The organism is Citrobacter sp. CtB7.12 (assembly GCF_001297795.1).
Lineage (GTDB): Bacteria > Pseudomonadota > Gammaproteobacteria > Enterobacterales > Enterobacteriaceae > Citrobacter_A > Citrobacter_A amalonaticus.
Genome location: NZ_LIFT01000017.1, coordinates 31,594 through 55,820 on the forward strand (window position 1 = coordinate 31,594; position 24,227 = coordinate 55,820).

The following is a 24,227-nucleotide window of genomic DNA, read 5'->3' on the forward strand; positions in this document are numbered from 1 at the left end:
GGGTTTATCCTCGTAAAGTCGCGGTCAAACCTTTCGTGCAGGCGTACTGCTGCGCAAAGGCGAGCAGATCGGGTGCATCCAGCGGCTTATCCGGCGCGTGGTAGGGTTGGTTGAGCAAGTGGTATTTATTGATGCCCAGCGTGTGGTAGGGCAAAAAGTGGATCTCGCTGACGTGCAGTTCGTCGGCGGCAAAATCGGTAATCGCTTTAATGGCCTCTTCATCCGCGTTAAACCCCTGAACCAGCGGAACGCGGATGATGATTTTTTTCCCGGCAGCGGCGAGCTTTTTCAGGTTTTCCAGCACGCGTGATGCGCTGCCATCCGTCCATTGCTTAAACGGCGCGTCGGCAACGTGTTTCAAATCTGCAAGGAACAGATCGATCCAGGGCAATGAAGGTTCAATGTATTTCCACGGCACATGCAGACAGGTTTCAACTGCGGTATGAATGCCCGCTTCGTGACTGGCTTTAAACAGCGACGCGGCCAGCTCTGGCTGCATAAACGGTTCGCCGCCCGAAAGCGTAATACCGCCACCGCTGCGGTCATAAAAAGGTTTATCGCGCAGAACGGTGGTCATTATTTCATCCACGCTTTTCACCTCGCCGCAGACGGTCAATGCCTGAGTGGGGCAACAATCGGTCAGGCGGGTAAGATGCGCGTCAGTGAGTTTTTCGCGATGGATAAGGAGGCCATTCAGCGCGCGTTCGATGACGCCCGGCGCCGCCTTTACGCAAAGCTCGCAGCCTTCGAGGCACAAACGTGCATCAAACAGCAGATCCTGCGTGCGCGCCCGGCTTTCCGGATTCTGACACCAGCGACAGCCCAGAGAGCATCCTTTAAGGAACACCACGGTGCGGATACCGGGGCCATCGTGTGTAGAATAGCGCTGAATATTGAAAATCATAAACGGCCTCATTTGTTTCGTATAAAGATTAAATAACTTTCGAATGAAAGTTATGTTGACGTGCGTCAACTAACAGAAAGGTTTTGCCGTGGTATCTTTCATTTATGCTAACGAGTCGTTGAGGAATGATTATGGAACTTTATCTGGATACGTCCGATGTTGACGCGGTGAAAGCGCTGGCGCGAGTTTTCCCGCTGGCGGGCGTGACCACCAACCCCAGTATTGTGGCGGCGGGGAAAAAACCGCTGGATGTCTTATTGCCACAATTGCATGAAGCGATGGGAGGACAGGGGCGTCTGTTCGCTCAGGTGATGGCGACAACGGCACAAGGGATGGTGAGCGATGCGCGCAAACTGCGTGGGATCATTGCTGATATCGTGGTGAAAGTGCCGGTCACGGCGGAAGGTCTGGCGGCGATCAAACTGCTGAAAGAGGAAGGCATTCCGACGCTGGGAACGGCGGTGTACGGGGCGGCGCAGGGACTGCTGTCGGCGCTGGCGGGGGCGGAATATGTTGCGCCTTACGTGAACCGCGTAGACGCGCAGGGGGGCGATGGCATTCAGACCGTCAACGATTTGCAGAATTTACTGACGATGCATGCGCCGCATGCCAAAGTGCTGGCCGCCAGTTTCAAAACACCGCGTCAGGCGCTGGATTGTCTGCTGGCGGGTTGTGAATCCATCACCTTACCGCTGGACGTTGCCCAGCAGCTGATTAGCTCTCCGGCTGTTGATGCGGCGGTGGCGAAGTTTGAACACGACTGGCAGAGTGCCTTTGGGCGCACGTCGCTGTAAATTGTAGGTCGGATAAGGCAACGTCGTCATCCGGCAATTCGCGCCATCATTGCCTGATGGCGCTACGCCTTATCAGGCCGGAATCTACTCAGGATGATGCTTCCCCACACACCTCGCAGCCCGGATTACGCATCAGCTTCATTTCGCGGAACTGGCAGGTCATGGCATCGTACATGACGATTTTCCCTGACGCGGGCTGACCATACTGCGCCAGCAGCTTTATCGCCTCCATTGCCTGGAGCGATCCTATCACCCCAATCAGCGGCGCCATCACTCCGGCTTCCACGCAGGTCAATGCATTTTCACCAAACAGACGGCTCAGACAGCGATAGCAGGGCTCACCTTCTTTGTAGGTAAAGACAGTGATCTGTCCTTCCATGCGGATCGCCGCGCCAGAAATCAGCGGGACTTTTGCCGCATAACAACCCGCATTGAGCTGGTTACGAATCGCGACGTTATCGGTGCAGTCCAGCACCAGATCGTGTTCGGCGATGAGTGCCCGAAGGGCGGTCTCGTCCAGCAGCGCATTAATCGGGGTAATCGCGACGTGCGGATTAATTCGTCTTAGCGCGGCATGCGCCGACTCCACTTTCGGCTGGTTGAGGGTCGCATCGCTGTGCAGCGTCTGGCGCTGCAGATTTGACAGCGACACGGTGTCGAAATCGAGCAGCGTCAGGTGGCCGACGCCGGCGCTCGCCAGATACTGCGAGGACGCACAGCCCAGCCCACCGAGGCCCACCACCAGTACTCTGGCTTCCTTCAGCGCTTCCTGTCCGTCAAAGTCAAAGCCGCGCAAAATGATCTGCCGGTTGTAGCGCAGCATCTCCTGATCGCTGAGTTCTGCCATCACAGGCCTCCGAACAGCGCGTTGAAGGGTTCGACTTCCACCCATTCACCCACTTCGACGTTACCGCGATCGCGCTCCAGCACAATGAAGCAGTTGCCCTGACTGAAGGAACTAAAAATATGTGAACCCTGATGGCCTGTGGTACTTACTTCCAGTTCACCGTTAGCGGTGCGCTGCAGCATACCTCGCTGGAAATCGAGACGTCCCGGCGTTTTCTTCAGTCGCGAAGCGGTACGGACGCGCTGGCGCGCGGGTAATCCGCTGGCCGTATTGCCGCTCAGTTTCGCCAGCAGCGGCTGAACCAACTGGTAGAAGGTCAGCGCCGCTGAGACCGGGTTGCCCGGCAGACCGCAGAACCAGCTGTTGCGCAGTTTGCCAAAGGCGAACGGTTTGCCCGGCTTGATTGCCAGTTTCCAGAAAGTAATTTCGCCCAGCTCTTCAAGAATGGTTTTGGTGTAATCCGCTTCACCGACCGACACGCCGCCGGAGCTAATCACCACATCCGCCTGACTGTCGGCTTCGATAAACGCCGTGCGCAGGGCGTGCGGATCATCGCGGATGATGCCTAAATTGATTACGTCGCAACCCAACTGTTGCAGCATCAGGTGCACCGTCAGGCGGTTGGTATCATAAATCTGACCTTCGCCGAGTGGTTGACCGGGCAGTTGCAGTTCATCTCCCGTCGAGAACAGCGCAACGCGCACTTTACGCACCACCTGGACGTCGGCAATGCCGAGCGAGGCCAGTACCGGCAGTTCGCCTGTGGTAAGACGCGTACCGGCAGGGAAAACCACCGTGTTTTGCCCGATGTCTTCGCCACGACGGCGGATATTTTGCCCGGCGCGAACGTCGGCGGTAAAACGCACGCCGTTGTCTGTCTGTTCAGTCTGCTCTTGCATCACTACCGCGTCACATCCCGGCGGTACTGGCGCACCGGTCATAATGCGAATACAGCTGCCCGCAGGCCATTCTCCCTGGAACGGCTGACCGGCGAACGCTTTGCCAGCGACCGGCAGCGGATGTCCGTTGGCTAGATCGGCCAGACGTACCGCGTAACCGTCCATCGCCGAATTATCGAAACCCGGGACGTCCAACGGCGAAACCACGTCAGTCGCCAGAATTCTGCCAAAGCACTGCACCAGCGGTAACGTCTCGACGGCGGTGAGCGGGGTAACACGCGACAACATTTCGGTAAGCGCCGTTTCCAGCGGCATCAGTCCGGCGGTAAATTCCATGAAAACACTCCTGCGGGGCAAAATCGAATCCGTCTATTATGTCAGAAAATGCGAGGGGACTGTATGCCACCTCGGACTTAGGAAGGGTGTGAATGCTTTACATGCTAATCGCATCTTTCTATAGTCAAAAATCGAATCAATAACTCTACAGAATTCTGATATTTGTAGAAGACGGACGGCAAATATGGGCAAAGCAGTCATTGCAATTCACGGCGGTGCAGGGGCGATTACCCGCGCGCAGATGAGCCAGGAGCAGGAATTACGCTATATCCAGGCGCTTTCCGACATTGTCGACGTCGGGCAAAAGATGCTGGAAGCGGGAGAAAGCGCGCTGGATGTGGTCACTGAAGCCGTGCGACTGCTTGAAGAGTGTCCGCTGTTTAATGCCGGGATCGGCGCGGTGTATACCCGTGATGAGACCCATGAACTGGATGCCTGCATCATGGATGGCAATACCCTGAAAGCCGGCGCGGTGGCGGGCGTCAGCCATCTGCGTAACCCGATCCTTGCTGCCAGACTGGTAATGGAGCGTAGCCCGCATGTCATGATGATTGGCGCAGGCGCTGAAAAATTCGCGGCCGGAGAAGGGATGGCGCTGGTGTCTGCGGATCTCTTTTCGACGCCTGAACGTTATCAACAACTGCTGGTCGCGCGCTCAAGCGGCGAAACCGTGCTGGATCACAGCGGCGCGCCGCTGGACGAAGACAAAAAAATGGGCACCGTGGGCGCGGTAGCGCTGGATGTGCATGGCAATCTGGCGGCAGCGACCTCGACCGGAGGCATGACCAACAAATTACCGGGCCGCGTCGGCGACAGTCCGCTTGTTGGGGCGGGCTGTTATGCCAATAATGCCAGTGTGGCGGTCTCCTGCACCGGTACCGGCGAAGTGTTTATCCGTGCGCTGGCGGCTTACGATATTGCGGCGTTGATGGATTACGGCGGGCTGAGCTTATCGGAGGCCTGCGAGCGGGTAGTGATGGAGAAGTTACCAGCACTCGGCGGGAGCGGCGGGCTGATCGCCATCGATCATGAAGGGAATGTGGCCTTGCCGTTTAATTGCGAAGGCATGTATCGCGCCTGGGGTTATGCCGGGGATACACCAACGACCGGGATTTACCGGGAAAAAGGGGACACCGTTGCCACACAGTGATGCGCTTGATGTCAGCGACGTGCTGGCCGTCAGCAATCTGAATATAGCCTTTCAACAGGACCAGCAGCGCACTGAGGCGGTGCGAAACCTGTCGTTTCGTCTCAGGCGCGGCGAGACGCTGGCGATTGTCGGTGAATCCGGTTCAGGAAAATCGGTCACCGCGCTGTCGCTGATGCGACTGATTGAACAGTCTGGTGGTGAGGTGCAGTGCGAGCAGATGCTGCTGCGTCGTCGGAACCGCGAGGTGATTGAGCTGGGTGAACAGAGTACGTCACAGCTTCAGCGGGTCCGTGGCGCCGATATCGCCATGATCTTTCAGGAGCCGATGACGTCGCTCAATCCGGTGTTTACCGTGGGTGAGCAGATAGCCGAGTCCATTCGCCTGCATCAGGGGGCGGGACGTGAAGAGGCGATGGCGGAGGCGAAGAGGATGCTCGATCAGGTTCGCATTCCGGAGGCGAAAGCGATCCTTTCACGCTATCCCCATCAGCTATCCGGCGGCATGCGCCAGCGGGTAATGATTGCGATGGCGCTCTCGTGTCGCCCGGCGGTGCTGATTGCCGATGAACCGACAACCGCGCTGGACGTCACGATTCAGGCGCAAATCCTGCAACTGATCAAAGTCCTGCAACGAGAGATGTCGATGGGAGTGATTTTCATCACTCACGATATGGGCGTGGTCGCGGATGTCGCCGATCGTGTACTGGTGATGTATCAGGGCGAAGGGGTGGAGACCGGCACTGTGGAACAGATCTTCCGCGCGCCACAGCATCCTTACACGCAGTCATTATTAGCGGCGGTACCGCAACTTGGGGCGATGAAAGGTCTCCCTTATCCGCGCCGCTTCCCGTTGATCTCTTTGAGCGAGCCGGAAAAGCGTGAGCGGCCTGTCGATCAAAATACGGTGGTCGAGGGAGAGCCTATTTTGCAGGTACGCAATCTGGTGACTCGTTTCCCGTTACGTAGCGGTATCCTTAATCGGGTGACCCGTGAAGTGCATGCGGTGGAAAATGTCAGCTTTGATCTCTGGCCTGGCGAGACGCTATCGCTGGTCGGTGAGTCAGGCTGTGGCAAATCCACCACCGGACGTGCGCTACTGCGCCTGGTGGAGTCGCAGTCCGGCGAGATTATTTTCAACGGTCAGCGAATCGATACGTTGTCCGACAGTCAATTGCAGCCATTGCGTCGCGATATTCAGTTTATTTTTCAGGATCCGTACGCCTCACTCGACCCGCGACAAACCGTGGGTTATTCGATCATGGAGCCACTGCGCGTCCACGGGTTGTTGCAGGGGAAGGCGGCGGCCGATCGGGTGGCGTGGCTGCTGGAGCGTGTCGGGTTGAAACCTGAACATGCGTGGCGTTACCCGCATGAGTTTTCCGGCGGACAGCGCCAGCGGATCTGTATTGCCCGCGCGCTGGCGCTCAATCCAAAAGTGATTATTGCCGATGAGTCGGTCTCCGCGCTGGATGTGTCGATTCGCGGGCAAATTATCAACCTGCTGCTCGACTTGCAGCGAGAGCTGGGGATCGCCTGGCTGTTCATCTCGCATGATATGGCCGTCGTTGAACGGATCAGCCACCGCGTGGCGGTGATGCATATGGGGCAGATTGTTGAGATCGGCCCACGCGCTGCGCTGTTTGAAGATCCTCAGCATCCGTATACCCGCAAGCTCATGGCGGCGGTTCCGGTTGCCGACCCCGGACATCACCGCCCGCAGCGGGTGCTGCTGTCGGACGATCTGCCCAGCAACATTTACCGGCGCGGCGAAGCGCCCGCACCGGTTTCATTGCAGTTAGTCGGGCCCGGACATTATGTCGCGCGTCCACAACAAGAAAATGCGCTATTGCGTTTATAACAATCAGGCAGGGTTCAGGAGAAAAAAGATGACAAAATTACTCGCCCGACATTGGCTGCTGGCATTAGGCGCGACGACCGCGCTGGCGGCGTCCCCGGCGTTTGCCGCGAAAGATGTAGTGGTCGCGGTGGGGTCCAACTTCACCACGCTCGATCCGTATGATGCGAATGACACCTTATCGCAGCAGGTGGCAAAATCGTTTTATCAGGGGCTGTTTGGCCTTGATAAAGAGATGAAGCTGAAGAACGTGCTGGCAGAAAGTTACACCGTCTCTGACGACGGCCTAGTGTATACCCTTAAACTGCGTCAAGGGGTGAAATTCCAGGACGGGACCGACTTTAACGCCGAGGCGGTGAAAATAAACCTCGATCGCGCCAGCGATCCCGCCAATAGCCTTAAGCGTTATAACCTGTATAAAAACATCGCCAAAACAGAGGCTGTCGATCCCGCGACGGTAAAAATCACTCTGAAGCAGCCGTTCTCCGCGTTTATTAATATTCTGGCGCACCCGGCAACGGCGATGATCTCACCAGCCGCGCTGGCGAAATACGGCAAAGAGATTGGCTTCCATCCGGTTGGCACTGGTCCGTATGTGCTGGACACCTGGAATCAAACCGATTTTGTGAAGGTGAAGAAATTTGCCGATTACTGGCAGCCGGGATTACCGAAGCTGGATAGCATCACCTGGCGTCCGGTCACCGATAACAATACCCGTGCGGCGATGCTGCAAACCGGGGAAGCACAGTTTGCCTTCCCGATCCCCTACGAGCAGGCGGCGCTGTTAGAGAAAAACAAAAATCTGCAGCTGGTCGCCAGTCCGTCGATCATGCAGCGTTACATCAGCATGAACGTGACGCAAAAACCGTTCGACAACCCGAAAGTCCGCGAGGCGTTAAACTACGCCATCAACCGTCAGGCGCTGGTGAAAGTGGCGTTTGCTGGCTATGCGACCCCGGCTACCGGCGTGGTGCCGCCGTCGATTGCTTATGCGCAAAGCTACACGCCCTGGCCTTACGATCCGGCAAAAGCGCGTGAACTGCTGAAAGAAGCGGGTTATCCAAACGGTTTTAGCACCACGCTATGGTCATCGCACAATCACAGTACCGCCCAGAAAGTGTTGCAGTTTACCCAACAGCAACTGGCGCAGGTGGGGGTTAAAGTGCAGGTGACGGCGATGGATGCCGGTCAGCGCGCGTCGGAAGTTGAGGGCAAAGGGCAGAAAGAGAGCGGCGTGAGAATGTTCTACACCGGCTGGTCGGCGTCGACCGGTGAAGCCGACTGGGCATTGTCGCCGCTGTTTGCCTCACAAAACTGGCCGCCAACGCTGTTTAACACCGCGTTCTACAGCAATCCGCAGGTTGACACTGACCTCGCCGACGCGCTGAAAACGACCGATCCGCAAGAGAAAGCGCGGCTGTACAAAGCGGCGCAGGATATCGTCTGGAAAGAGTCGCCGTGGATCCCGCTGGTGGTGGAAAAACTGGTCTCGGCGCACAGTAACAAACTGACCGGTTTCTGGATCATGCCAGATACCGGATTCAGCTTTGATGATGCAGATTTGAAATAAGCCACAGCGGAAATCGGATGCTTAACTATATCCTTAAACGCCTGCTGGGGTTGATTCCGACCCTGTTCATTGTTGCGGTGCTGGTGTTTTTATTTGTTCACCTGTTGCCCGGTGACCCGGCGCGACTGATTGCCGGGCCGGAAGCCGACTCGCAGGTGATTGAGCTGGTTCGTCAGCAACTCGGTCTCGACAGGCCGCTGCATGTCCAGTTCTGGCATTACATGACTAACGTGTTGCAGGGCGATTTTGGCCTCTCGATGGTTTCCCGTCGGCCGGTCTCGGAGGAGATCGCCAGCCGGTTTATGCCGACGCTGTGGCTGACGTTGACCAGTATGATCTGGGCCGTTCTGTTCGGTATGGCGGCGGGAATTGTCGCGGCGGTATGGCGTAATCGCTGGCCGGATCGCCTCAGCATGACGCTGGCCGTTACCGGGATCTCCTTTCCGGCGTTCGCGCTGGGGATGTTGTTAATGCAGGTGTTCTCCGTGGAGTTAGGCTGGTTGCCGACCGTCGGGGCCGATAGCTGGCAGCACTATATTCTGCCGTCTGTCACCCTTGGCGCGGCGGTGGCCTCAGTGATGGCACGCTTTACCCGCGCCTCATTTGTCGATGTGCTCAGTGAAGACTATATGCGTACCGCCCGGGCGAAAGGGGTCAGCGAAACCTGGGTGGTGCTCAAGCATGGGCTGCGCAATGCGATGATCCCGGTGGTCACCATGATGGGGTTACAGTTCGGCTTTTTGCTCGGCGGGTCTATCGTGGTCGAAAAGGTCTTCAACTGGCCCGGTCTCGGACGTTTGCTGGTGGACTCCGTAGAGATGCGCGATTATCCGGTGATTCAGGCGGAAGTCCTGTTGTTCTCACTGGAATTTATACTTATCAACTTAGTGGTGGATGTGCTGTATGCCGCCATTAACCCGGCTATCAGGTACAAGTAAGGATGCGTTTACTTAACTGGCGCCGTCAGGCGATTTTAGATGCCATGCCAATGGTGAAACCCGAGCGGGTACGCACGCCGTGGCACGAATTCTGGCGACGTTTTCGCCGTCAGCATGTGGCGTTGATAGCAGGCCTGTTTGTGCTGCTGCTGATCCTGGTGGCAATCTTCGCCCGCTGGCTGACGCCGTTCGATGCGGAAAACTATTTCGATTACGACAGGCTGAATGACGGACCGTCGATGATGCACTGGTTCGGCGTGGATTCGCTGGGCAGAGATATCTTCAGCCGCGTGCTGGTTGGCGCGCAAATTTCACTGGCGGCAGGGGTTTTTGCAGTATTGATTGGCGCGGTTATTGGCACCGTCCTGGGGCTGCTCGCGGGTTACTATGAAGGCTGGTGGGACCGGGTCATCATGCGCATCTGCGACGTGCTGTTTGCGTTTCCGGGTATCCTGCTGGCGATTGCTGTGGTCGCGGTATTAGGCAGCGGCATTGCCAACGTGATTATCGCGGTGGCGATCTTCTCAATCCCGGCATTTGCGCGTCTGGTGCGCGGCAACACGCTGGTGCTGAAACGCCAGACGTTTATCGAATCGGCGCGCAGTATTGGTGCCAGCGATGCGACCATTATTTTCAGTCATATCCTGCCAGGAACCGTCTCGTCGATTGTGGTCTTTTTTACCATGCGTATTGGTACGTCGATCATCTCTGCGGCAAGTCTGTCGTTTCTGGGACTGGGCGCACAGCCGCCGACGCCGGAGTGGGGCGCGATGCTGAATGAAGCGCGGGCGGATATGGTGATTGCGCCGCATGTGGCGCTGTTCCCGGCGGTGGCGATTTTCCTGACGGTACTGGCGTTTAATCTGTTAGGCGATGGCCTGCGCGACGCGCTGGACCCGAAGATAAAAGGGTGAACCACAGGCCTGATAAGACGCGTTGGCGTCGTTATCAGGCATTGCCGGATGGGGCATAAATGCCTTATCCGGCTGGGTCAGTGAGAGTTAAGCGCGGGTGCCCCACAGGTCGTACTCGTCGGCGTTTTCCACTTTCACGCGGATCACGTCGCCCGGCTTCACGTTGGTTTCACCGTTCAGATAGACTGCGCCGTCGATTTCCGGGGCGTCGGCCATGCTGCGACCAATCGCGCCTTCTTCGTCGACTTCATCGACGATCACCAGAATTTCGCGACCGACTTTCTCCTGCAAACGTTCCGCAGAGATCTGCTGTTGCAGTTGCATAAAGCGGTTCCAGCGCTCTTCCTTCACCTCTTCCGGTACCTGATCCGGCAGCGCATTGGCGCCAGCGCCTTCTACCGGGCTGTATTTGAAGCAGCCTACGCGGTCGAGACGCGCTTCTTTCAGGAAGTCGAGCAGCATCTGGAAATCGTCTTCCGTTTCACCCGGGAAGCCAACAATAAACGTTGAGCGCAGGGTCAGCTCCGGACAGATTTCACGCCATTGCTTGATGCGCGCCAACTGGCGGTCAACCGAGCCGGGGCGCTTCATCAACTTGAGAATACGTGGGCTGGCGTGCTGAAGCGGGATATCCAGATATGGCAGGATCTTACCTTCCGCCATCAGCGGGATCACGTCATCAACGTGCGGATACGGGTAGACATAGTGCAGACGCGTCCAGATACCCAGTTTAGACAGCTGTTCACACAGGCTGACCATGCTGGTTTTCACCGGTTCACCGTTATAGAACCCGGTACGATGCTTCACATCCACGCCATAGGCGGAGGTGTCCTGAGAAATCACGAGGATCTCTTTCACACCGGCATCGACCAGACGCTTTGCTTCGCTCAGCACATCACCAATTGGACGGCTAACCAGATCGCCGCGCATGGACGGAATGATGCAGAAGGTGCAGCGATGATTGCAGCCTTCAGAAATTTTCAGGTAGGCGTAATGACGCGGGGTCAGCTTCACGCCTTGTTCCGGCACCAGGCTCAGGAACGGATTGTGCTTCGGTTTCGGCACGTAGTGGTGAACATGTTCCAGAACCTGCTCATAGCTATGCGGCCCGGTGATTTCCAGCACTTTCGGATGGACTTCACGGATCTGATCTTCTTTCGCGCCCAGACAGCCGGTGACGATCACTTTGCCGTTTTCGTTCAGCGCTTCGCCAATGGCTTCCAGTGATTCCTGCACTGCGCTGTCGATAAAACCGCAGGTATTGACGATCACCATATCGGCGTCGTCGTAACTCGGGACGACATCGTAGCCTTCGGTACGCAGTTCAGTCAGGATACGTTCCGAATCGACGAGGTTTTTCGGACAGCCGAGGGAAACGAAGCCGATTTTCGGCTGGTGGGTTACTTTGCTCATAGCTTAAAAATTGTTCAGTTATTGGAATGTTCAGGGCAGGGATTCTACAGAGTTCCGCACAAAAATTGTATTGCTATCTCACCCGATAAGGGCGGGAAAGTCGGTATTGGCTTATAGCGACTTTGTAAATTATGTTAATGGCGGGTGAATTATTGATCTCAGGCATCACATTGTACAAAAAATAGCCATACTATTATGTTGCACCATGGCTGGAAGAGGAGGAACGAAGTATGTTCGTTGACAGACTGAGAACCGATCTGCTGAATAAGCTTATCAACGCCAGGATCGACCTCGCTGCGTATCTGCAGCTAAGGATGGCGAAAGGATACATGTCAGTCAGCGAGAATGATCATCTACGTGAGAACTTTTTCGAACTGAACCGAGAGCTGCACGATAAATCGTTGCGCTTGAATCTGCATCTCGATCAGGAAGAGTGGGATGCTTTGCACCATGCCGAAGGCGCACTCGCCGCTGCGGCGGTGTGCCTGATGAGCGGACACCACGACTGTCCGAATTTTATTGCCGTCAATGCAGAAAAACTCAATACCTGCCTGACAACCTTAACGCTGAGCATTCAGAGTTTGCAGGCTCATTCCACGCTTGAAGATGCCTGATTCCAGGGGGAGGCGACTCCCCCTTTCATCGTTAAGTTTTTGTAAAAATGCCTTCCTGACGTTCTTCGCTGACTACGCTTTAACCAGAGTCAACAAGGAGGCGTTATGCGTCGTTCGCTTATCCCAGTAATGACATTGCTAATTTTCCCCTGGTTTGCTCAGGCGAAAACGCCTGCGGTCAATGTTGAGGTGCTGCAAACCAAACTTGACCACCCGTGGGCGCTGGCCTTTCTGCCGGGCGACGACGGCATGCTGATCACTCTGAAGGGTGGGCAGTTGCGCCACTGGCAGGCAGGAAAAGGGCTTTCTGACCCGCTGCCTGGGGTGCCAAAGGTGTGGGCAAACGGGCAGGGCGGTCTGCTGGACGTGGCGCTGGCTCCGGACTTTCGCCAGTCACGGCGCGTCTGGCTCAGTTTTTCCCAGGCTGATGCAGAGGGAAAAGCAGGAACCGCGGTGGGCTATGGTCGACTCAGCGACGACCTTTCGCGGCTGGAAAACTTCCAGACGGTCTTCCGGCAGATGCCAAAACTCTCTACCGGCAATCATTTCGGTGGACGACTGGTGTTTGACGGTAAGGGGCATCTGTTCATCGGGCTGGGGGAAAACAACCAGCGGCCGACGGCACAGGACCTCGACAAACTGCAGGGGAAAGTGGTGCGTCTGACCGATCAGGGGAAAATCCCGGCGGACAATCCGTTTGTTAATCAGCCTGGCGCGCGCCCGGAAATCTGGTCTTATGGGATCCGTAATCCGCAGGGGATGGCGATGAATCCGTGGAGCGATACGCTGTGGCTCAATGAGCACGGGCCGCGCGGCGGAGATGAGATCAATATCCCCGAAAAAGGCAAAAACTACGGCTGGCCGCTGGCGACATGGGGCATTAACTATAGCGGGCTGAAAATCCCGGAAGCGCAGGGCGAAAAGGTGGCAGGTACCGAACAGCCCATTTTCTACTGGCAGAAATCACCTGCCGTTAGCGGGATGGCCTTTTATGGCCACGATACTTTCCCTCAGTGGCGGCAGAAACTGTTCATTGGCGCACTGAAGGACCAGAATGTGATTGTGATGAGGGTGAATGGCAATACGGTCGCTGAAGAGGGGCGCATTCTGGGTGAGCGAAAACAGCGGATCCGCGACGTACGCGTCGGGCCCGACGGTTATCTGTATGTCTTAACCGACGAGTCCGATGGCGAGTTGCTTAAAGTCAGCCCGCGTACCTGAACGGCTTAGCTGACCGGGATCATGACCGTTTTACGAAACGCCGGGCGCTCGCTGAGCTGCTGGTACCAGCGCTCAAGATGCGGACGCGGTGTCCATGTCAGTCCCACGTTGAACAGGTTGTAGACAAACGGCGCGATGGCGATGTCACCGGTGCCAAACGCTTTTCCCGAGAACCATAACTGGTCGGCCAGCGCCGCGTCGAGGATCGCGAACAGCTCGTCGCAGCGTTTCGCTCCGGCATCGATAGCGGCGTGATCGCGCTGTTCCGGCGGTGTTCTCACTAAACCAAAAAGCACCACACGGTGTGCCGGACTGAGGGTTTGATTCGCCCAGTCCATCCATTTTTCGCCTTCAGCCCGACGCGCCGGTGACTCGACCCACAGGCGTTTTTGTCCATACTGGGCAGCCAGGTAACGCACGATGGCGTTGGATTCCCACAGCAGCAGGTCGTTTTCATCATCACGTAGCAAAGGCACCAGACCGTTCGGGTTCATCGCCAGATAATCGGCATCATGGTTCAGGCCAAACTGTCCTCCCGCCAGGATATGATTAAACGGTAATTCCAGTTCTTCGAGCGTCCACAATACTTTTTTGACGTTGGTTGAGTTATTCCGGCCCCACAGCGTAATCATAATTACCCCTCAAAAAATGGACAGCCTCAGGGCTGCGTTCACTCCACATGGTGAGATAAAGCTAACATTTACGCAACAGCCAACAAAAAATTCCTCTCCGTTGCGGCATAGCGGGGGGTTATTGCATAAACTTTAAAAACTTTACCAACTTACGGTTCACTTACGCTTCTTAGTGCGTTATTACTCACCGCACTTATTATACGGTGGTATGACGTATATTTTTTGAATGGATACTCGGGTGGCATTTATGACGCAATACGTTTCTTCCCTTCGTAATTTCGCAGCGGGTTCAGCCCTTCTCTTTCTCTTTGCGCCGACGGTGATGGCGGCGGAACAGACCATTGAACCGCCGAGCGTCGATGCGCGCGCATGGATTTTAATGGATTACGCCAGCGGTAAGGTGCTGGCAGAAGGCAATGCCGATGAGAAACTGGATCCGGCCAGTCTGACGAAAATCATGACCAGCTATGTGGTGGGGCAGGCACTCAAAGCGGGCAAAATTAAACTGACCGACATGGTGACGATAGGCAAAGACGCGTGGGCGACCGGTAACCCGGCGCTGCGCGGCTCCTCGGTCATGTTCCTGAAGCCCGGCGATCAGGTGGCGGTTTCCGATCTCAATAAAGGGGTGATTATTCAGTCCGGCAACGACGCCTGTATCGCACTGGCAGACTATGTCGCAGGGAGTCAGGAGTCGTTTATCGGTCTGATGAATGGTTATGCGAAAAAGCTTGGGTTGACGAACACCACCTTCCAGACGGTACATGGTCTGGATGCGCCGGGCCAGTTCAGCACTGCGCGTGATATGGCGCTGCTGGGTAAAGCACTGATCCACGATGTGCCGGAAGAGTATGCGATCCATAAAGAAAAAGAGTTCACTTTTAACAAGATTCGCCAGCCCAACCGAAACCGTCTGCTCTGGAGCTCCAGCCTGAACGTTGACGGCATGAAAACAGGCACCACGGCCGGGGCCGGATACAATCTGGTCGCGTCGGCCACCCAGGGCGATATGCGTCTGATTTCGGTGGTATTAGGCACCAAAACTGACCGTATCCGCTTTAATGAATCAGAAAAACTGTTGACCTGGGGGTTCCGCTTCTTTGAGACCGTAACGCCTATCAAACCGGATGCCACCTTTGTGACCCAGCGCGTCTGGTTTGGTGACAAGAGTGAGGTGAATCTGGGGGCTGGCGAAGCCGGTTCTGTGACGATTCCGCGCGGTCAACTGAAAAACCTGAAAGCCAGCTTTACGCTGACGGAACCGCAGCTCACCGCGCCGCTGAAAAAGGGCCAGGTGGTCGGGACGATTGACTTCCAGTTGAACGGCAAATCGATTGAACAGCGTCCGTTGATCGTGATGGAGGCGGTAGAAGAGGGCGGCTTCTTTGGCCGGATGTGGGATTTCGTACTGATGAAATTTCATCAGTGGTTCGGTAGCTGGTTCTCTTAAGTCCTGATGATTGCCGGATAGCGCTGACGCCTGTCCGGCAAACGGCAATTAGTACATAAGCTTAATTCGCTGCGCTTTGGCGAAGCTGACAAATTCATCGTCAGGGCAGCAGTCGCTTACCACGATGTCAAAGTGTTTTAAATCTCCCATCCGCGCCGGACGGACCTTGCCAAATTTGCTGTGATCGGCCACCAGTACGTGGTGTTGCGCCATCGACATTGCCCAGTGTTTCACCGGCAATTCTTCCAGATTAAAACAGGTCGCCCCTTTGCTGATATGAACGCCGGCAGCGGAATAAAAGGCGATATCCGGACAGATATTGTTCAGGGTTTCCTGAGCATCAAGCGGTTTGAAAATCGCATTGCTGGCGTGAAATTCGCCGCCGGAGAGGATCGCCCGGCACAGCGGTTTTTCCTGCAATGCCAGAAACGTATTCAGGGAATAGCAGACGGCGGTAAACGGGATGTCATTATCGATCGCTTCGATGATCCACGGCGTCGTCGTACCGCAGTCAAAAAACAGCGTCTGATGCGGCTGCACCAGACTTGCCGCCAGCTGCGCCGCACGACGTTTTTCTTCCACTAAGCGGGATTTTTGATCGCTGAGCAGATAGTGGCTGGCGCTGCGGGGTTCCAGCACAATATAGCCACCGAGCAGCACTACCGGCGCACTGTTGTTATTCAGGTCGCGGCGAATGGTCATTTCAGAGACGCCCAGCAGGGTCGCGGCTTCCTTAAGATGGAGTTTATCGCTGCGTTTCAGTGCCTGCAGCAATTGACCAATACGCTCTTCGCGACGTGTTTCCATAATTCCCCTGGATGAATAATTAAGCGCTCTGTCTCTTTCAGTGCGCTTAATATTACTCTTTTTTCCTTCGTCTAGTCACGTACCCAGCCTTTACGAATCGGCAGGGCGAAGCAGATGCGGTAACCGTGTTGCAGGCCACGATAGAGGGCCGGACCGAATTTTTGCCAGATCATCTGCGCGCTCAGGCAGCCGATCATCCCAGCCAGCAGTCCGCCGAGCATGTCGAGCGGCCAGTGCACGCCAAGATAGACGCGGGACCAGGCGATGGTGACGGCCAACACCATCAACAGAACGCCGGACCAGAGACGATGCCAGAACAAAAACGCCAGCGCGAAGGTAAATATCACCGTGCCGTGATCGCTGGGGAACGAGTCATCTGCCGCATGCTGGAGATAATTGTAGCCAATGCGATCGGTAAACGGACGATCGTGTGGGAACAGGTGTCCCATTACCCATGACACCAGCAGGCTAACGACCAGCGCCATCGCCATTTTGACGATCAACTGCCGCTGCGCGCAAACCTGTTCACGCGGTCCCCACAGCCAGAGAACAACGGCTAACAGCGGAACGATGTTGATCAGATCTTTGGCGATAAAAATGGCGAGGGAAATCATCCACGATGCCGAGTCCGGCGTGGCATTGATAAAGTAGAACAGCGAATAGTTAATATTTTCCAGCATAGCAGTCAGACTCAGTTCGTTTAATGAAAATCCAGGCAGGCCGAGAATAAAAGTGTCCGTCCGCAGGGTAAAGAGGGATTGTCTTATTTACCTGTAAAAGAAGGTGTTTCAGACATCGCTCGTGATTTTCACTCAGCATAACCGCGTCAACGTAGACTAACCTTAAACCCGGGGAAGGATTTTCATGAGCGGGTAAAAATGTGCGCATTTTGCTTTTACCACGCATAATTCACTATCTCAGGTGAGGCTCTTTCATTACACTTTGCGCGATTTTTTATTGTCGAAGAGATTGCATGCAAAACCGTTTACAACAAGGTGCCCGTCTTGGACGTCAGGCGCTGCTTTTCCCTCTCTGTCTGGTGCTCTACGAATTCTCCACCTACATTGGCAACGATATGATCCAACCCGGCATGCTGGCGGTGGTGGAACAATATCAGGCGGGGATCGACTGGGTACCCACCTCCATGACCGCCTATCTGGCCGGCGGTATGTTTTTGCAATGGCTGTTAGGGCCACTGTCGGATCGCATTGGCCGTCGTCCGGTGATGTTAGCGGGCGTGGTGTGGTTTATTGTCACCTGCCTGGCAACGCTGCTGGCGCAAAGCATCGAACAATTTACCCTGCTGCGTTTTTTGCAGGGCATCAGTCTGTGCTTTATTGGCGCGGTGGGCTACGCGGCTATCCAGGAGTCCTTTGAAGAGGCCGTGTGTATTAAAATCACCGCCCTGATGGCGAACGTCGCGCTGATAGCGCCACTGCTTGGACCGCTGGTGGGAGCGGCGTGGGTGCATGTCCTGCCGTGGGAAGGCATGTTTGTGCTGTTCGCCGCACTGGCGGCGATCGCGTTCTTTGGTCTGCAGCGGGCGATGCCGGAGACCGCCACGCGGATCGGCGAGCCGCTATCGCTAAAGGCGCTGGGTAATGATTACAGACTGGTGCTGAAAAATGGGCGCTTTGTCGCCGGCGCGCTGGCGCTGGGGTTCGTCAGCCTGCCGTTGCTGGCCTGGATCGCCCAGTCACCGATTATTATCATCAGCGGCGAACAGCTTAGTAGCTACGAGTATGGCCTGCTACAGGTGCCGATTTTTGGCGCGCTGATCGCCGGAAACCTGATGTTGGCGCGCCTGACCGCTCGGCGTACGGTGCGTTCGCTCATCATCATGGGCGGCTGGCCGATTGTGCTGGGACTGCTCATCGCCGCGGCGGCCACCGTCGTCTCGTCCCATGCGTATCTGTGGATGACGGCCGGTCTGAGCGTTTACGCTTTTGGCATCGGTGTGGCCAACGCCGGACTGGTGCGCCTCACCCTGTTCGCCAGCGACATGAGTAAAGGCACGGTCTCTGCGGCGATGGGAATGCTGCAAATGCTGATCTTTACCGTCGGGATTGAACTGAGTAAGCACGCTTATCTGCTCGGCGGGAATGGGCTGTTCAGCCTGTTTAATCTGGCGAGCGGCATGCTGTGGCTGTTGCTGATGTTTATCTTCCTGAAAGATAAACAGGCCGGGAATACCCGGGAAGGGTAATGGCGACATTGTTGGCCCGCTAAGCGCACCGCCATCAGGCAATAAAGTCGGATGGCGGTGTAAACACCTTAGCCAGGTGAATAACGCAAGTCGTTGTTAATTAAATGGCGCTTCGTTCTTCAGGACACAATCAATGATGTCGAGGACGCCTTCTTTGTTGTTTGAGCCAGCTCGATATTTCGCGGCCTTCGCAATTGTATCTGCCGCATTTTCCATTGCAAAACTAAAGCCCGCCTGGCGCAGCATTTCAACATCATTTCCGCCATCCCCAAACACCACGACTTCACTATCGTCAATTCCCCAACGCTGCTGGAGCAGGCGCAGCCCGTTCGCTTTGTGTACGCCGGGGATAATGAGATCGATGCTGCCATAGCCGGTGTGAACAGGCACCATGATATCGCCAATGGCGTCGTGCAGGGCTTGCTGAACTTCCGGGATCCGGTCATCAGAGATGTTCAGGCCAAATTTGAAAAACACGTCATTGATATTGTTGAAATCATCCACGAATTCGAGGCGGTGATAGTACATGCCGGCGGTGGCTTTCATCTCGTCGTTGTACGCTTTCAGAGTATACGCACTGTTCTTACCGCAGGCGATGATTTCGACATCGGCGCGGGTTAACAGGTGATCGACGATGGCGGTAAAATCGGATTTCGCCAGATCGCCATTAAAGATATCCTGGCCTTCGCTTACCACCCAACCGCCGTTTTCGGCGACAAAGGAGATCTCATGGGCAATCTCAGGAAAGAAAGAGATGAGCTGGTAGTACTGATTGCCACTGGCGACCGCAAAACGAATACCCTGCGTTTTCATCTGCTGATACTGTGCAAGAAAACGTTCGCGATTATAGGTCTTTTGATCGCTCAGAAAAGTGCCATCCATATCGACTGCAATTAACTTAATACCCATTTATCCCTTCTCCATCGCAGTTTGCGTAGTTGAATTTGGTTTGGCGACGGCTCTGGCGACAACGGCGGCCAGCAGTACCAGCGCCAGCACCACCAGCATGGCGCTACGTAAACCGTAGTGTTCGCCGAGGTAGCCGAGCAGCGGAGGGCCAACGAGAAAGGCGAGATAGCCGGTGGTTGCCACGACGCTAACGCGTGTCGGTGCATCCGGCCCCGTGTCGCTGGCCGCAGAAATGGTTAACGGGAAACCGAGCGATGCGCCCAGGCCCCACAGTATCACAGAGACGCCGGCCACCCAGGCGCTGTCGACGAAAATAATCAGACCAATACCGAGCGCGCCCATCAGGGCGCTGGCGCGAACCACCGCCACACGACTGTAACGGTCAATAAACCAGCCACCGGTAAAGCGCCCGACGGTCATCCCGAGCGTGAACCCTGCGTAAATCAGCGAGCCGGATGTCGGGCTAAACCCGTGACCGTCGACCATCAGCAGCGGTAGCCAGTCGTTGGCGGACCCTTCAGCAAAGGCCATCGCCAGCACCACAACGCCAATCAGCAGCAACTGAATATCGCGCCAGAAGGGGACGCCTTTTTCCTGGTGATGAGAACCGTCGTTGGCGTTTTTGCCCGTCCCGTCAGGAATGGCCTGGATGGCAATAAAAATCGGCGCAATCGCCACCAGCGAAGCCAGTACAATATGCGTGGTTGCCGCGACGCCGAAGGCTGTCAGTGCCATCCCGATACCCGCGCCCGCCAACGTGCCGAAGCTGTAAAAACCGTGCATCATCGGCAAAACGGTTTTGTTCATCTCACGTTCGACGGCCGCCCCTTCAATATTGATCGCCACTTCTGCGGAACCAAAACTGGCGCCGAATACACCTAAGCCCAGTGCGAACAACACCGGGGAGGTGAGCCAAAGCGCCAGGCTTAGCACCAGCATCCCTACAATTGCGCAGGACATGGTGGTGCGAATCACCTTTCGGGTGCCAAATCGTTTCACCAGCCAGGCCGAACAAAGGATGCCGCTCATCGAACCAATCGAGAGACCAAACAGTACGGCCCCCATTTCCGCCGTCGAGACCGAAAGCGTGTCACGAATGGCGGGCGTGCGCGTGGCCCAGGAGGCCATCAGCAAGCCGGGCAAAAAGAAGAACATAAAAAGCGCCCAGGTACGGTGTTGCAGGGCTTTGCGGGAGGAAGTCAATGTCATCAGGGAAGCACCAAAAGTACAACAATAGCGACAACACTAGCAAGTTTGTGTACATTTGTACATAAATCAGAAGGGGAATTTATGAGCAGACGACCAAACGATCCGCAGCGTCGGGAAAGGATACTTCAGGCAACTCTGGAGACAATTGCTGAGCATGGGATCAGTGCTGTAACGCATCGTAAAATCGCCAGCTGTGCAGGGGTTCCACTGGGATCCATGACGTATTACTTCGAGGGTATGGACTCGTTGATTGAAGAAGCGTTTACGCGTTTTACGTGCGATATGGCGCAGCAATATCGTGATTTTTTTGCCGGGGTGACCGGTCCGGAAATGGCCTGCGAATCGATCACCACCCTCATTTACAGTTCAGAAGTGACGACGCCGCATAATATGGAGCTGATGTATCAGCTGTACGCGATGATGAATCGTAAGCCGACGCTAAGAAGTGTGATGCAGGACTGGATGCAAACCAGTCAGAGAACGCTTGAGCAGTGGTTTGATCCTATTACCGCCCGGGCGTTGGACGCTTTTATTGAAGGGATGACGTTGCATTTTGTGACTGACCGGACGCCGATGACGCGCGAAGAGATCCTGCGGATGGTTAAACGCATCGCCGGGTGAGCATCGTTGAGGGCGATAGTGGTTGTCTCCCCGGCGACACAAATGTCTTGCGCCACACGATCCTGCTCTTCATGCCGATCATCAGTCAGTATGGTTGAGGAAGGGGGTAAAGACGGGAGAGGAGAAATGCAGGCAACAAAAAACCCATCAACCTTGAACCAAAACGGCGGGGTTGATGGGCTCCACAAATTGGGGACATCAAAGAAAAGCAGTGGCACTAGTTATGACTGACACCTTGAGGAAAAGTTCTACATATCTGCAAAAAATTTTCACTTAAGGGACAACTTCAGTTTTATCCTAAGCCTGGCCAGATGATGATGATGAGTGTCCCCGCCAGTGTCAGCAGCACGTTGGCTATCGCGTAGGTGCCTGCGTAACCGAGTGCCGGGATATTGCTACGCGCGGTATCGCTGATAATTTCCATTGCCGGTGCGCAGGTACGCGCCCCCATCATGGCGCCAAAAAGAAGCGCCCGGTTCATGCGCAAGACATAGGCGCCGAACAGGAAGCAAATGATCACCGGCACCAGGCTGACGATCAGACCAGCAATCAGCATTTGACCGCCAATTGCCCCTAACCCCTGACCGATGCCACTGCCTGCGCTTAAGCCAACGCCCGCCATAAAGACCATCAGGCCGAACTCTTTCACCATATTCAGTGCCCCCTGCGGGATGTAGCCAAATGTGGGATGGTTAGCACGCAGGAAGCCCAGCATGATCCCGGCGAACAGCAATCCAGCGGCGTTACCGATGCCGAAACTGAAGTTGCTGAACTGGAAGGTGATCATGCCGATCATCAGACCAATAATGAAGAACGCACAGAAGGCCAGCAGATCGGTGACCTGGCTGTGAATCGAGATAAAGCCAATACGATCCGCGATTGTTTTCACCCGGCGCGCGTCGCCGCTGACCTGCAATACGTCGCCTTTGTTGAGCACCACGTTGTCATCAATTGGCATTTCAATCTGCGAACGAATCACGCGGTTCAGGAAGCAGCCGTGATCGGTGAGCTTCAGTTGCGCAAGACGGCGTCCCACGGCATTGTGGTTTTTCACCACGATCTCTTCCGTGACGATCCGCATGTCGAGCAGGTCGCGGTCGAACACCTCTTTGCCGTTACGAAAGCTGGGGTCGAGGCGGGCATGAGCATCCGGATAGCCGACCAGCGCGATTTCATCACCCATCTGCAGCACGGCGTCACCGTCCGGGTTTGCCAGAATACCGTTACGACGGATGCGTTCAATGTAGCAGCCAGTTGCGCGGTAAATGCCGAGCTCCCGCAGGTTCTTTCCGTCCGTCCAGGCGACCAGTTCCGGGCCGACGCGATAAGCACGAATGACCGGCAGGTACACCTTCCGGTTCGTGTCGGTGTCCAGACCGCGTTCACGGGCGATTTGCTGGGCGCTGGTTTGCAGATCCTGATGCTGTAATTTTGGCAGATAGCGTGCGCCGACGATCAGGCTGACCAGACCGATCAGGTAGGTCAGTGCGTAGCCCAGGCTCAGGTTATCCAGCGCCCGGGAAAGCTGTGCGCTCTCCATTCCAAAATGGCGCAGCGTATCGCCAGCACCGACCAGAACCGGGGTAGACGTCATTGAGCCAGCCAGCATACCGGCCGTCAGGCCGATGTCCCAGCCAAATAGCTTACCCAAGCCGAGGGCGATCAGCAGCGCGCTGCCGACCATCACCAGAGCCAGCATCAGGTAATTCTTCCCGTCCCGAAAAAAAATGGAAAAAAAGTTAGGACCCGCTTCAACGCCGACACAAAAAATAAACAGCATAAAGCCCAGATTCAGTGCGTCAGTGTTAATACTGAAATGCTGTTGCCCTAATAAGAGAGAGACGACTAAAACGCCAATGGAATTACCCAGTTGGATGGAACCCAGACGCAATTTACCGAGACACAGGCCGAGAGCCAGTACAACGAATAATAACAGGATGTAATTCCCATTTAACAAATCGGCGACGTTTATATTCACGGAGACTAACTTCTTGTTTACGAGTAAGCTGTTGAAAGAAATGGTAATTTAGGCTACTGTTTTGCCATCAAATAAGGGCGATTGTGACATATTCACAGCCCGAATATAAGCGGCACAACAATATAATCTGGCTAGTTTAATCTCATTACGTATCAACGGCTATAAGAATCGTGTTGGCGTATTTTGGCACGGAATGCTGAACGGCTTTATCTGACTGGACGCCTTTGGCGAAAAGTGTGTTCGATAGAGACAGTGTCAGGAGAAAAGATTGAAATATAAGCATGGTTGGGTAGGAGCGGTCTGCTGCTTTGTGCTCTTTGTGGTTGTCTGTCTTTTTCTGACGATGAACATGAAAGGGGCATTTCGGGCGGCCGGGCATCCTGAAATTGGGCTACTGTTTTTTACGCTGCCAGGCGCGGTCGCCAGTTTTTGCTCTCATCGCCGGGAGGTGATCAAACCGCTCCTTGGCGCGATGCTTGCGGCACCTTGTTGTTTGCTGCTCACGCGTCTTTTCTTTACGCCCACTCGCTCGCTGTGGCAGGAGATGGCGTGGTTATTCAGCGCCGTATTCTGGTGCGCTTTGGGAGCCTTATGCTTCCTGTTCATTAGCAGTTTGTTCAGACCGCGACAGCGTAAAAACCAATAACGCCCTCCGAAGAGGGCGTTATGACATCACTCACAGTACTCAGGCGAACAGGTTCAAATTCTCTTTCGCCCAGGCTTCAAAATCGGTGCAACCGCCGATGTGTTTCTGATCAACAAAAATCTGCGGCACGGTTTCAACCGGTTTGCCGACGGTTTTTTCCAGGTCCGCTTTGGTGATGCCTTCCGCGTGGATGTCGATGTAGCGATAGTTGAAATCATCGCGCTCGTTGCTCAGTTTCTCTGCCAGTTCTTTTGCGCGTACACAGTAAGGGCAACCCGGGCGACCAAAAATAACGGTAAACATTGTAGTCTCTC

Annotated in this window: 23 protein-coding genes; 12 read left to right on the plus strand and 11 right to left on the minus strand. The window is 55.3% G+C overall.

What is annotated here, in order from left to right; genetic code table 11:
- Window positions 1-4: 4 nt before the first annotated feature.
- Window positions 5-904: a glycyl-radical enzyme activating protein gene (locus AOY24_RS17760; RefSeq protein ID WP_044264234.1), complete on the minus strand. Its 900-nt coding sequence runs from the start codon at window positions 902-904 to the stop codon at window positions 5-7.
- A 131-nt stretch (window positions 905-1,035) separates the two neighbouring features.
- On the opposite strand from AOY24_RS17760, the gene fsa reads away from it, so the two are divergent.
- Entirely contained in the window at window positions 1,036-1,698 is a 663-nt protein-coding gene (gene fsa / locus AOY24_RS17765; protein WP_043001258.1) for a fructose-6-phosphate aldolase, read from the plus strand.
- 88 nt (window positions 1,699-1,786) lie between these two features.
- On the opposite strand, the gene moeB is transcribed toward fsa, so the two are convergent.
- Together moeB and moeA are read right to left on the minus strand one after the other, a co-directional pair.
- Window positions 1,787-2,545 (minus strand): molybdopterin-synthase adenylyltransferase MoeB, encoded by a 759-nt coding sequence (gene moeB, locus AOY24_RS17770; RefSeq protein WP_054177088.1) that lies wholly within the window; start codon window positions 2,543-2,545, stop codon window positions 1,787-1,789.
- The gene (gene moeA, locus AOY24_RS17775) at window positions 2,545-3,780 is read right to left on the minus strand and encodes a molybdopterin molybdotransferase MoeA (protein ID WP_054177089.1); all 1,236 of its coding nucleotides are present in this window, start codon (window positions 3,778-3,780) and stop codon (window positions 2,545-2,547) included. The genes moeB and moeA overlap by 1 nt, the downstream gene beginning before the upstream one ends.
- 184 nt (window positions 3,781-3,964) lie before the next feature.
- Between moeA and iaaA the strand changes: the two genes are divergently transcribed.
- From iaaA to gsiD, 5 genes are read left to right on the plus strand one after another with little or no spacing between them, the layout of a single operon-like run.
- On the plus strand, window positions 3,965-4,930 hold the full coding sequence (gene iaaA, locus AOY24_RS17780; protein WP_054177090.1) for a beta-aspartyl-peptidase: 966 nt from the start codon (window positions 3,965-3,967) through the stop codon (window positions 4,928-4,930).
- A complete protein-coding gene (gene gsiA, locus AOY24_RS17785) occupies window positions 4,917-6,788 on the plus strand; it encodes a glutathione ABC transporter ATP-binding protein GsiA (RefSeq protein WP_044256397.1) in 1,872 nt (623 codons plus the stop codon). The genes iaaA and gsiA overlap by 14 nt, the downstream gene beginning before the upstream one ends.
- Window positions 6,789-6,816: 28 nt before the next feature.
- Window positions 6,817-8,355 (plus strand): glutathione ABC transporter substrate-binding protein GsiB, encoded by a 1,539-nt coding sequence (gene gsiB / locus AOY24_RS17790; protein WP_044256396.1) that lies wholly within the window; start codon window positions 6,817-6,819, stop codon window positions 8,353-8,355.
- 17 nt (window positions 8,356-8,372) lie between these two features.
- On the plus strand, window positions 8,373-9,293 hold the full coding sequence (gene gsiC / locus AOY24_RS17795) for a glutathione ABC transporter permease GsiC (protein ID WP_044256395.1): 921 nt from the start codon (window positions 8,373-8,375) through the stop codon (window positions 9,291-9,293).
- 2 nt (window positions 9,294-9,295) lie between these two features.
- Window positions 9,296-10,207, plus strand: coding sequence for a glutathione ABC transporter permease GsiD (gene gsiD / locus AOY24_RS17800; protein ID WP_044256394.1), 912 nt, complete (start codon window positions 9,296-9,298; stop codon window positions 10,205-10,207).
- A gap of 87 nt (window positions 10,208-10,294) precedes the next feature.
- Here gsiD and rimO read toward each other — a convergent pair whose 3' ends face one another.
- A complete protein-coding gene (rimO, locus tag AOY24_RS17805; RefSeq protein WP_043001250.1) occupies window positions 10,295-11,620 on the minus strand; it encodes a 30S ribosomal protein S12 methylthiotransferase RimO in 1,326 nt (441 codons plus the stop codon).
- A 230-nt stretch (window positions 11,621-11,850) separates the two neighbouring features.
- Between rimO and bssR the strand changes: the two genes are divergently transcribed.
- A complete protein-coding gene (gene bssR, locus AOY24_RS17810; RefSeq protein WP_043001249.1) occupies window positions 11,851-12,234 on the plus strand; it encodes a biofilm formation regulator BssR in 384 nt (127 codons plus the stop codon).
- A 105-nt stretch (window positions 12,235-12,339) separates the two neighbouring features.
- The gene (locus AOY24_RS17815) at window positions 12,340-13,455 is read left to right on the plus strand and encodes a PQQ-dependent sugar dehydrogenase (protein WP_054177091.1); all 1,116 of its coding nucleotides are present in this window, start codon (window positions 12,340-12,342) and stop codon (window positions 13,453-13,455) included.
- A 5-nt stretch (window positions 13,456-13,460) separates the two neighbouring features.
- On the opposite strand, the gene AOY24_RS17820 is transcribed toward AOY24_RS17815, so the two are convergent.
- Window positions 13,461-14,087, minus strand: coding sequence for a glutathione S-transferase family protein (locus tag AOY24_RS17820; RefSeq protein WP_044264227.1), 627 nt, complete (start codon window positions 14,085-14,087; stop codon window positions 13,461-13,463).
- A gap of 247 nt (window positions 14,088-14,334) precedes the next feature.
- Here AOY24_RS17820 and dacC point away from each other — a divergent pair, with 247 nt between their 5' ends.
- Window positions 14,335-15,537: a serine-type D-Ala-D-Ala carboxypeptidase gene (dacC, locus tag AOY24_RS17825; protein ID WP_044256495.1), complete on the plus strand. Its 1,203-nt coding sequence runs from the start codon at window positions 14,335-14,337 to the stop codon at window positions 15,535-15,537.
- Between the two features lie 48 nt (window positions 15,538-15,585).
- On the opposite strand, the gene deoR is transcribed toward dacC, so the two are convergent.
- A complete protein-coding gene (deoR, locus tag AOY24_RS17830; RefSeq protein WP_043001246.1) occupies window positions 15,586-16,344 on the minus strand; it encodes a DNA-binding transcriptional repressor DeoR in 759 nt (252 codons plus the stop codon).
- Between the two features lie 71 nt (window positions 16,345-16,415).
- Entirely contained in the window at window positions 16,416-17,024 is a 609-nt protein-coding gene (ybjG, locus tag AOY24_RS17835; RefSeq protein WP_054177092.1) for an undecaprenyl-diphosphate phosphatase, read from the minus strand.
- A 293-nt stretch (window positions 17,025-17,317) separates the two neighbouring features.
- Here ybjG and AOY24_RS17840 point away from each other — a divergent pair, with 293 nt between their 5' ends.
- Window positions 17,318-18,550, plus strand: a complete 1,233-nt coding sequence (locus tag AOY24_RS17840; RefSeq protein WP_043001244.1) for an MFS transporter — start codon at window positions 17,318-17,320, stop codon at window positions 18,548-18,550.
- 96 nt (window positions 18,551-18,646) lie between these two features.
- Here the strand turns inward: AOY24_RS17840 and AOY24_RS17845 are convergent, their stop codons facing one another.
- Both AOY24_RS17845 and AOY24_RS17850 read right to left on the minus strand, forming a co-directional pair.
- Window positions 18,647-19,459 carry a Cof-type HAD-IIB family hydrolase gene (locus tag AOY24_RS17845; protein ID WP_043001243.1) on the minus strand — a complete coding sequence of 271 codons (813 nt, stop codon included), beginning with the start codon at window positions 19,457-19,459 and terminating at the stop codon, window positions 18,647-18,649.
- Entirely contained in the window at window positions 19,460-20,668 is a 1,209-nt protein-coding gene (locus AOY24_RS17850) for an MFS transporter (protein WP_054177093.1), read from the minus strand.
- Between the two features lie 81 nt (window positions 20,669-20,749).
- Between AOY24_RS17850 and AOY24_RS17855 the strand changes: the two genes are divergently transcribed.
- Window positions 20,750-21,289, plus strand: a complete 540-nt coding sequence (locus tag AOY24_RS17855) for a TetR/AcrR family transcriptional regulator (RefSeq protein ID WP_054177094.1) — start codon at window positions 20,750-20,752, stop codon at window positions 21,287-21,289.
- A gap of 292 nt (window positions 21,290-21,581) precedes the next feature.
- Here the strand turns inward: AOY24_RS17855 and AOY24_RS17860 are convergent, their stop codons facing one another.
- Window positions 21,582-23,267 (minus strand): aspartate:alanine antiporter, encoded by a 1,686-nt coding sequence (locus tag AOY24_RS17860; protein WP_043001240.1) that lies wholly within the window; start codon window positions 23,265-23,267, stop codon window positions 21,582-21,584.
- Window positions 23,268-23,535: 268 nt separating this feature from the next.
- Between AOY24_RS17860 and AOY24_RS17865 the strand changes: the two genes are divergently transcribed.
- Complete coding sequence (locus AOY24_RS17865; protein WP_043001239.1) at window positions 23,536-23,913, plus strand: inner membrane protein YbjM; 378 nt, start codon at window positions 23,536-23,538, stop codon at window positions 23,911-23,913.
- A gap of 39 nt (window positions 23,914-23,952) precedes the next feature.
- Here the strand turns inward: AOY24_RS17865 and AOY24_RS17870 are convergent, their stop codons facing one another.
- Window positions 23,953-24,216 (minus strand): GrxA family glutaredoxin, encoded by a 264-nt coding sequence (locus AOY24_RS17870; RefSeq protein ID WP_000495514.1) that lies wholly within the window; start codon window positions 24,214-24,216, stop codon window positions 23,953-23,955.
- Between the last annotated feature and the right edge of the window lie 11 nt (window positions 24,217-24,227).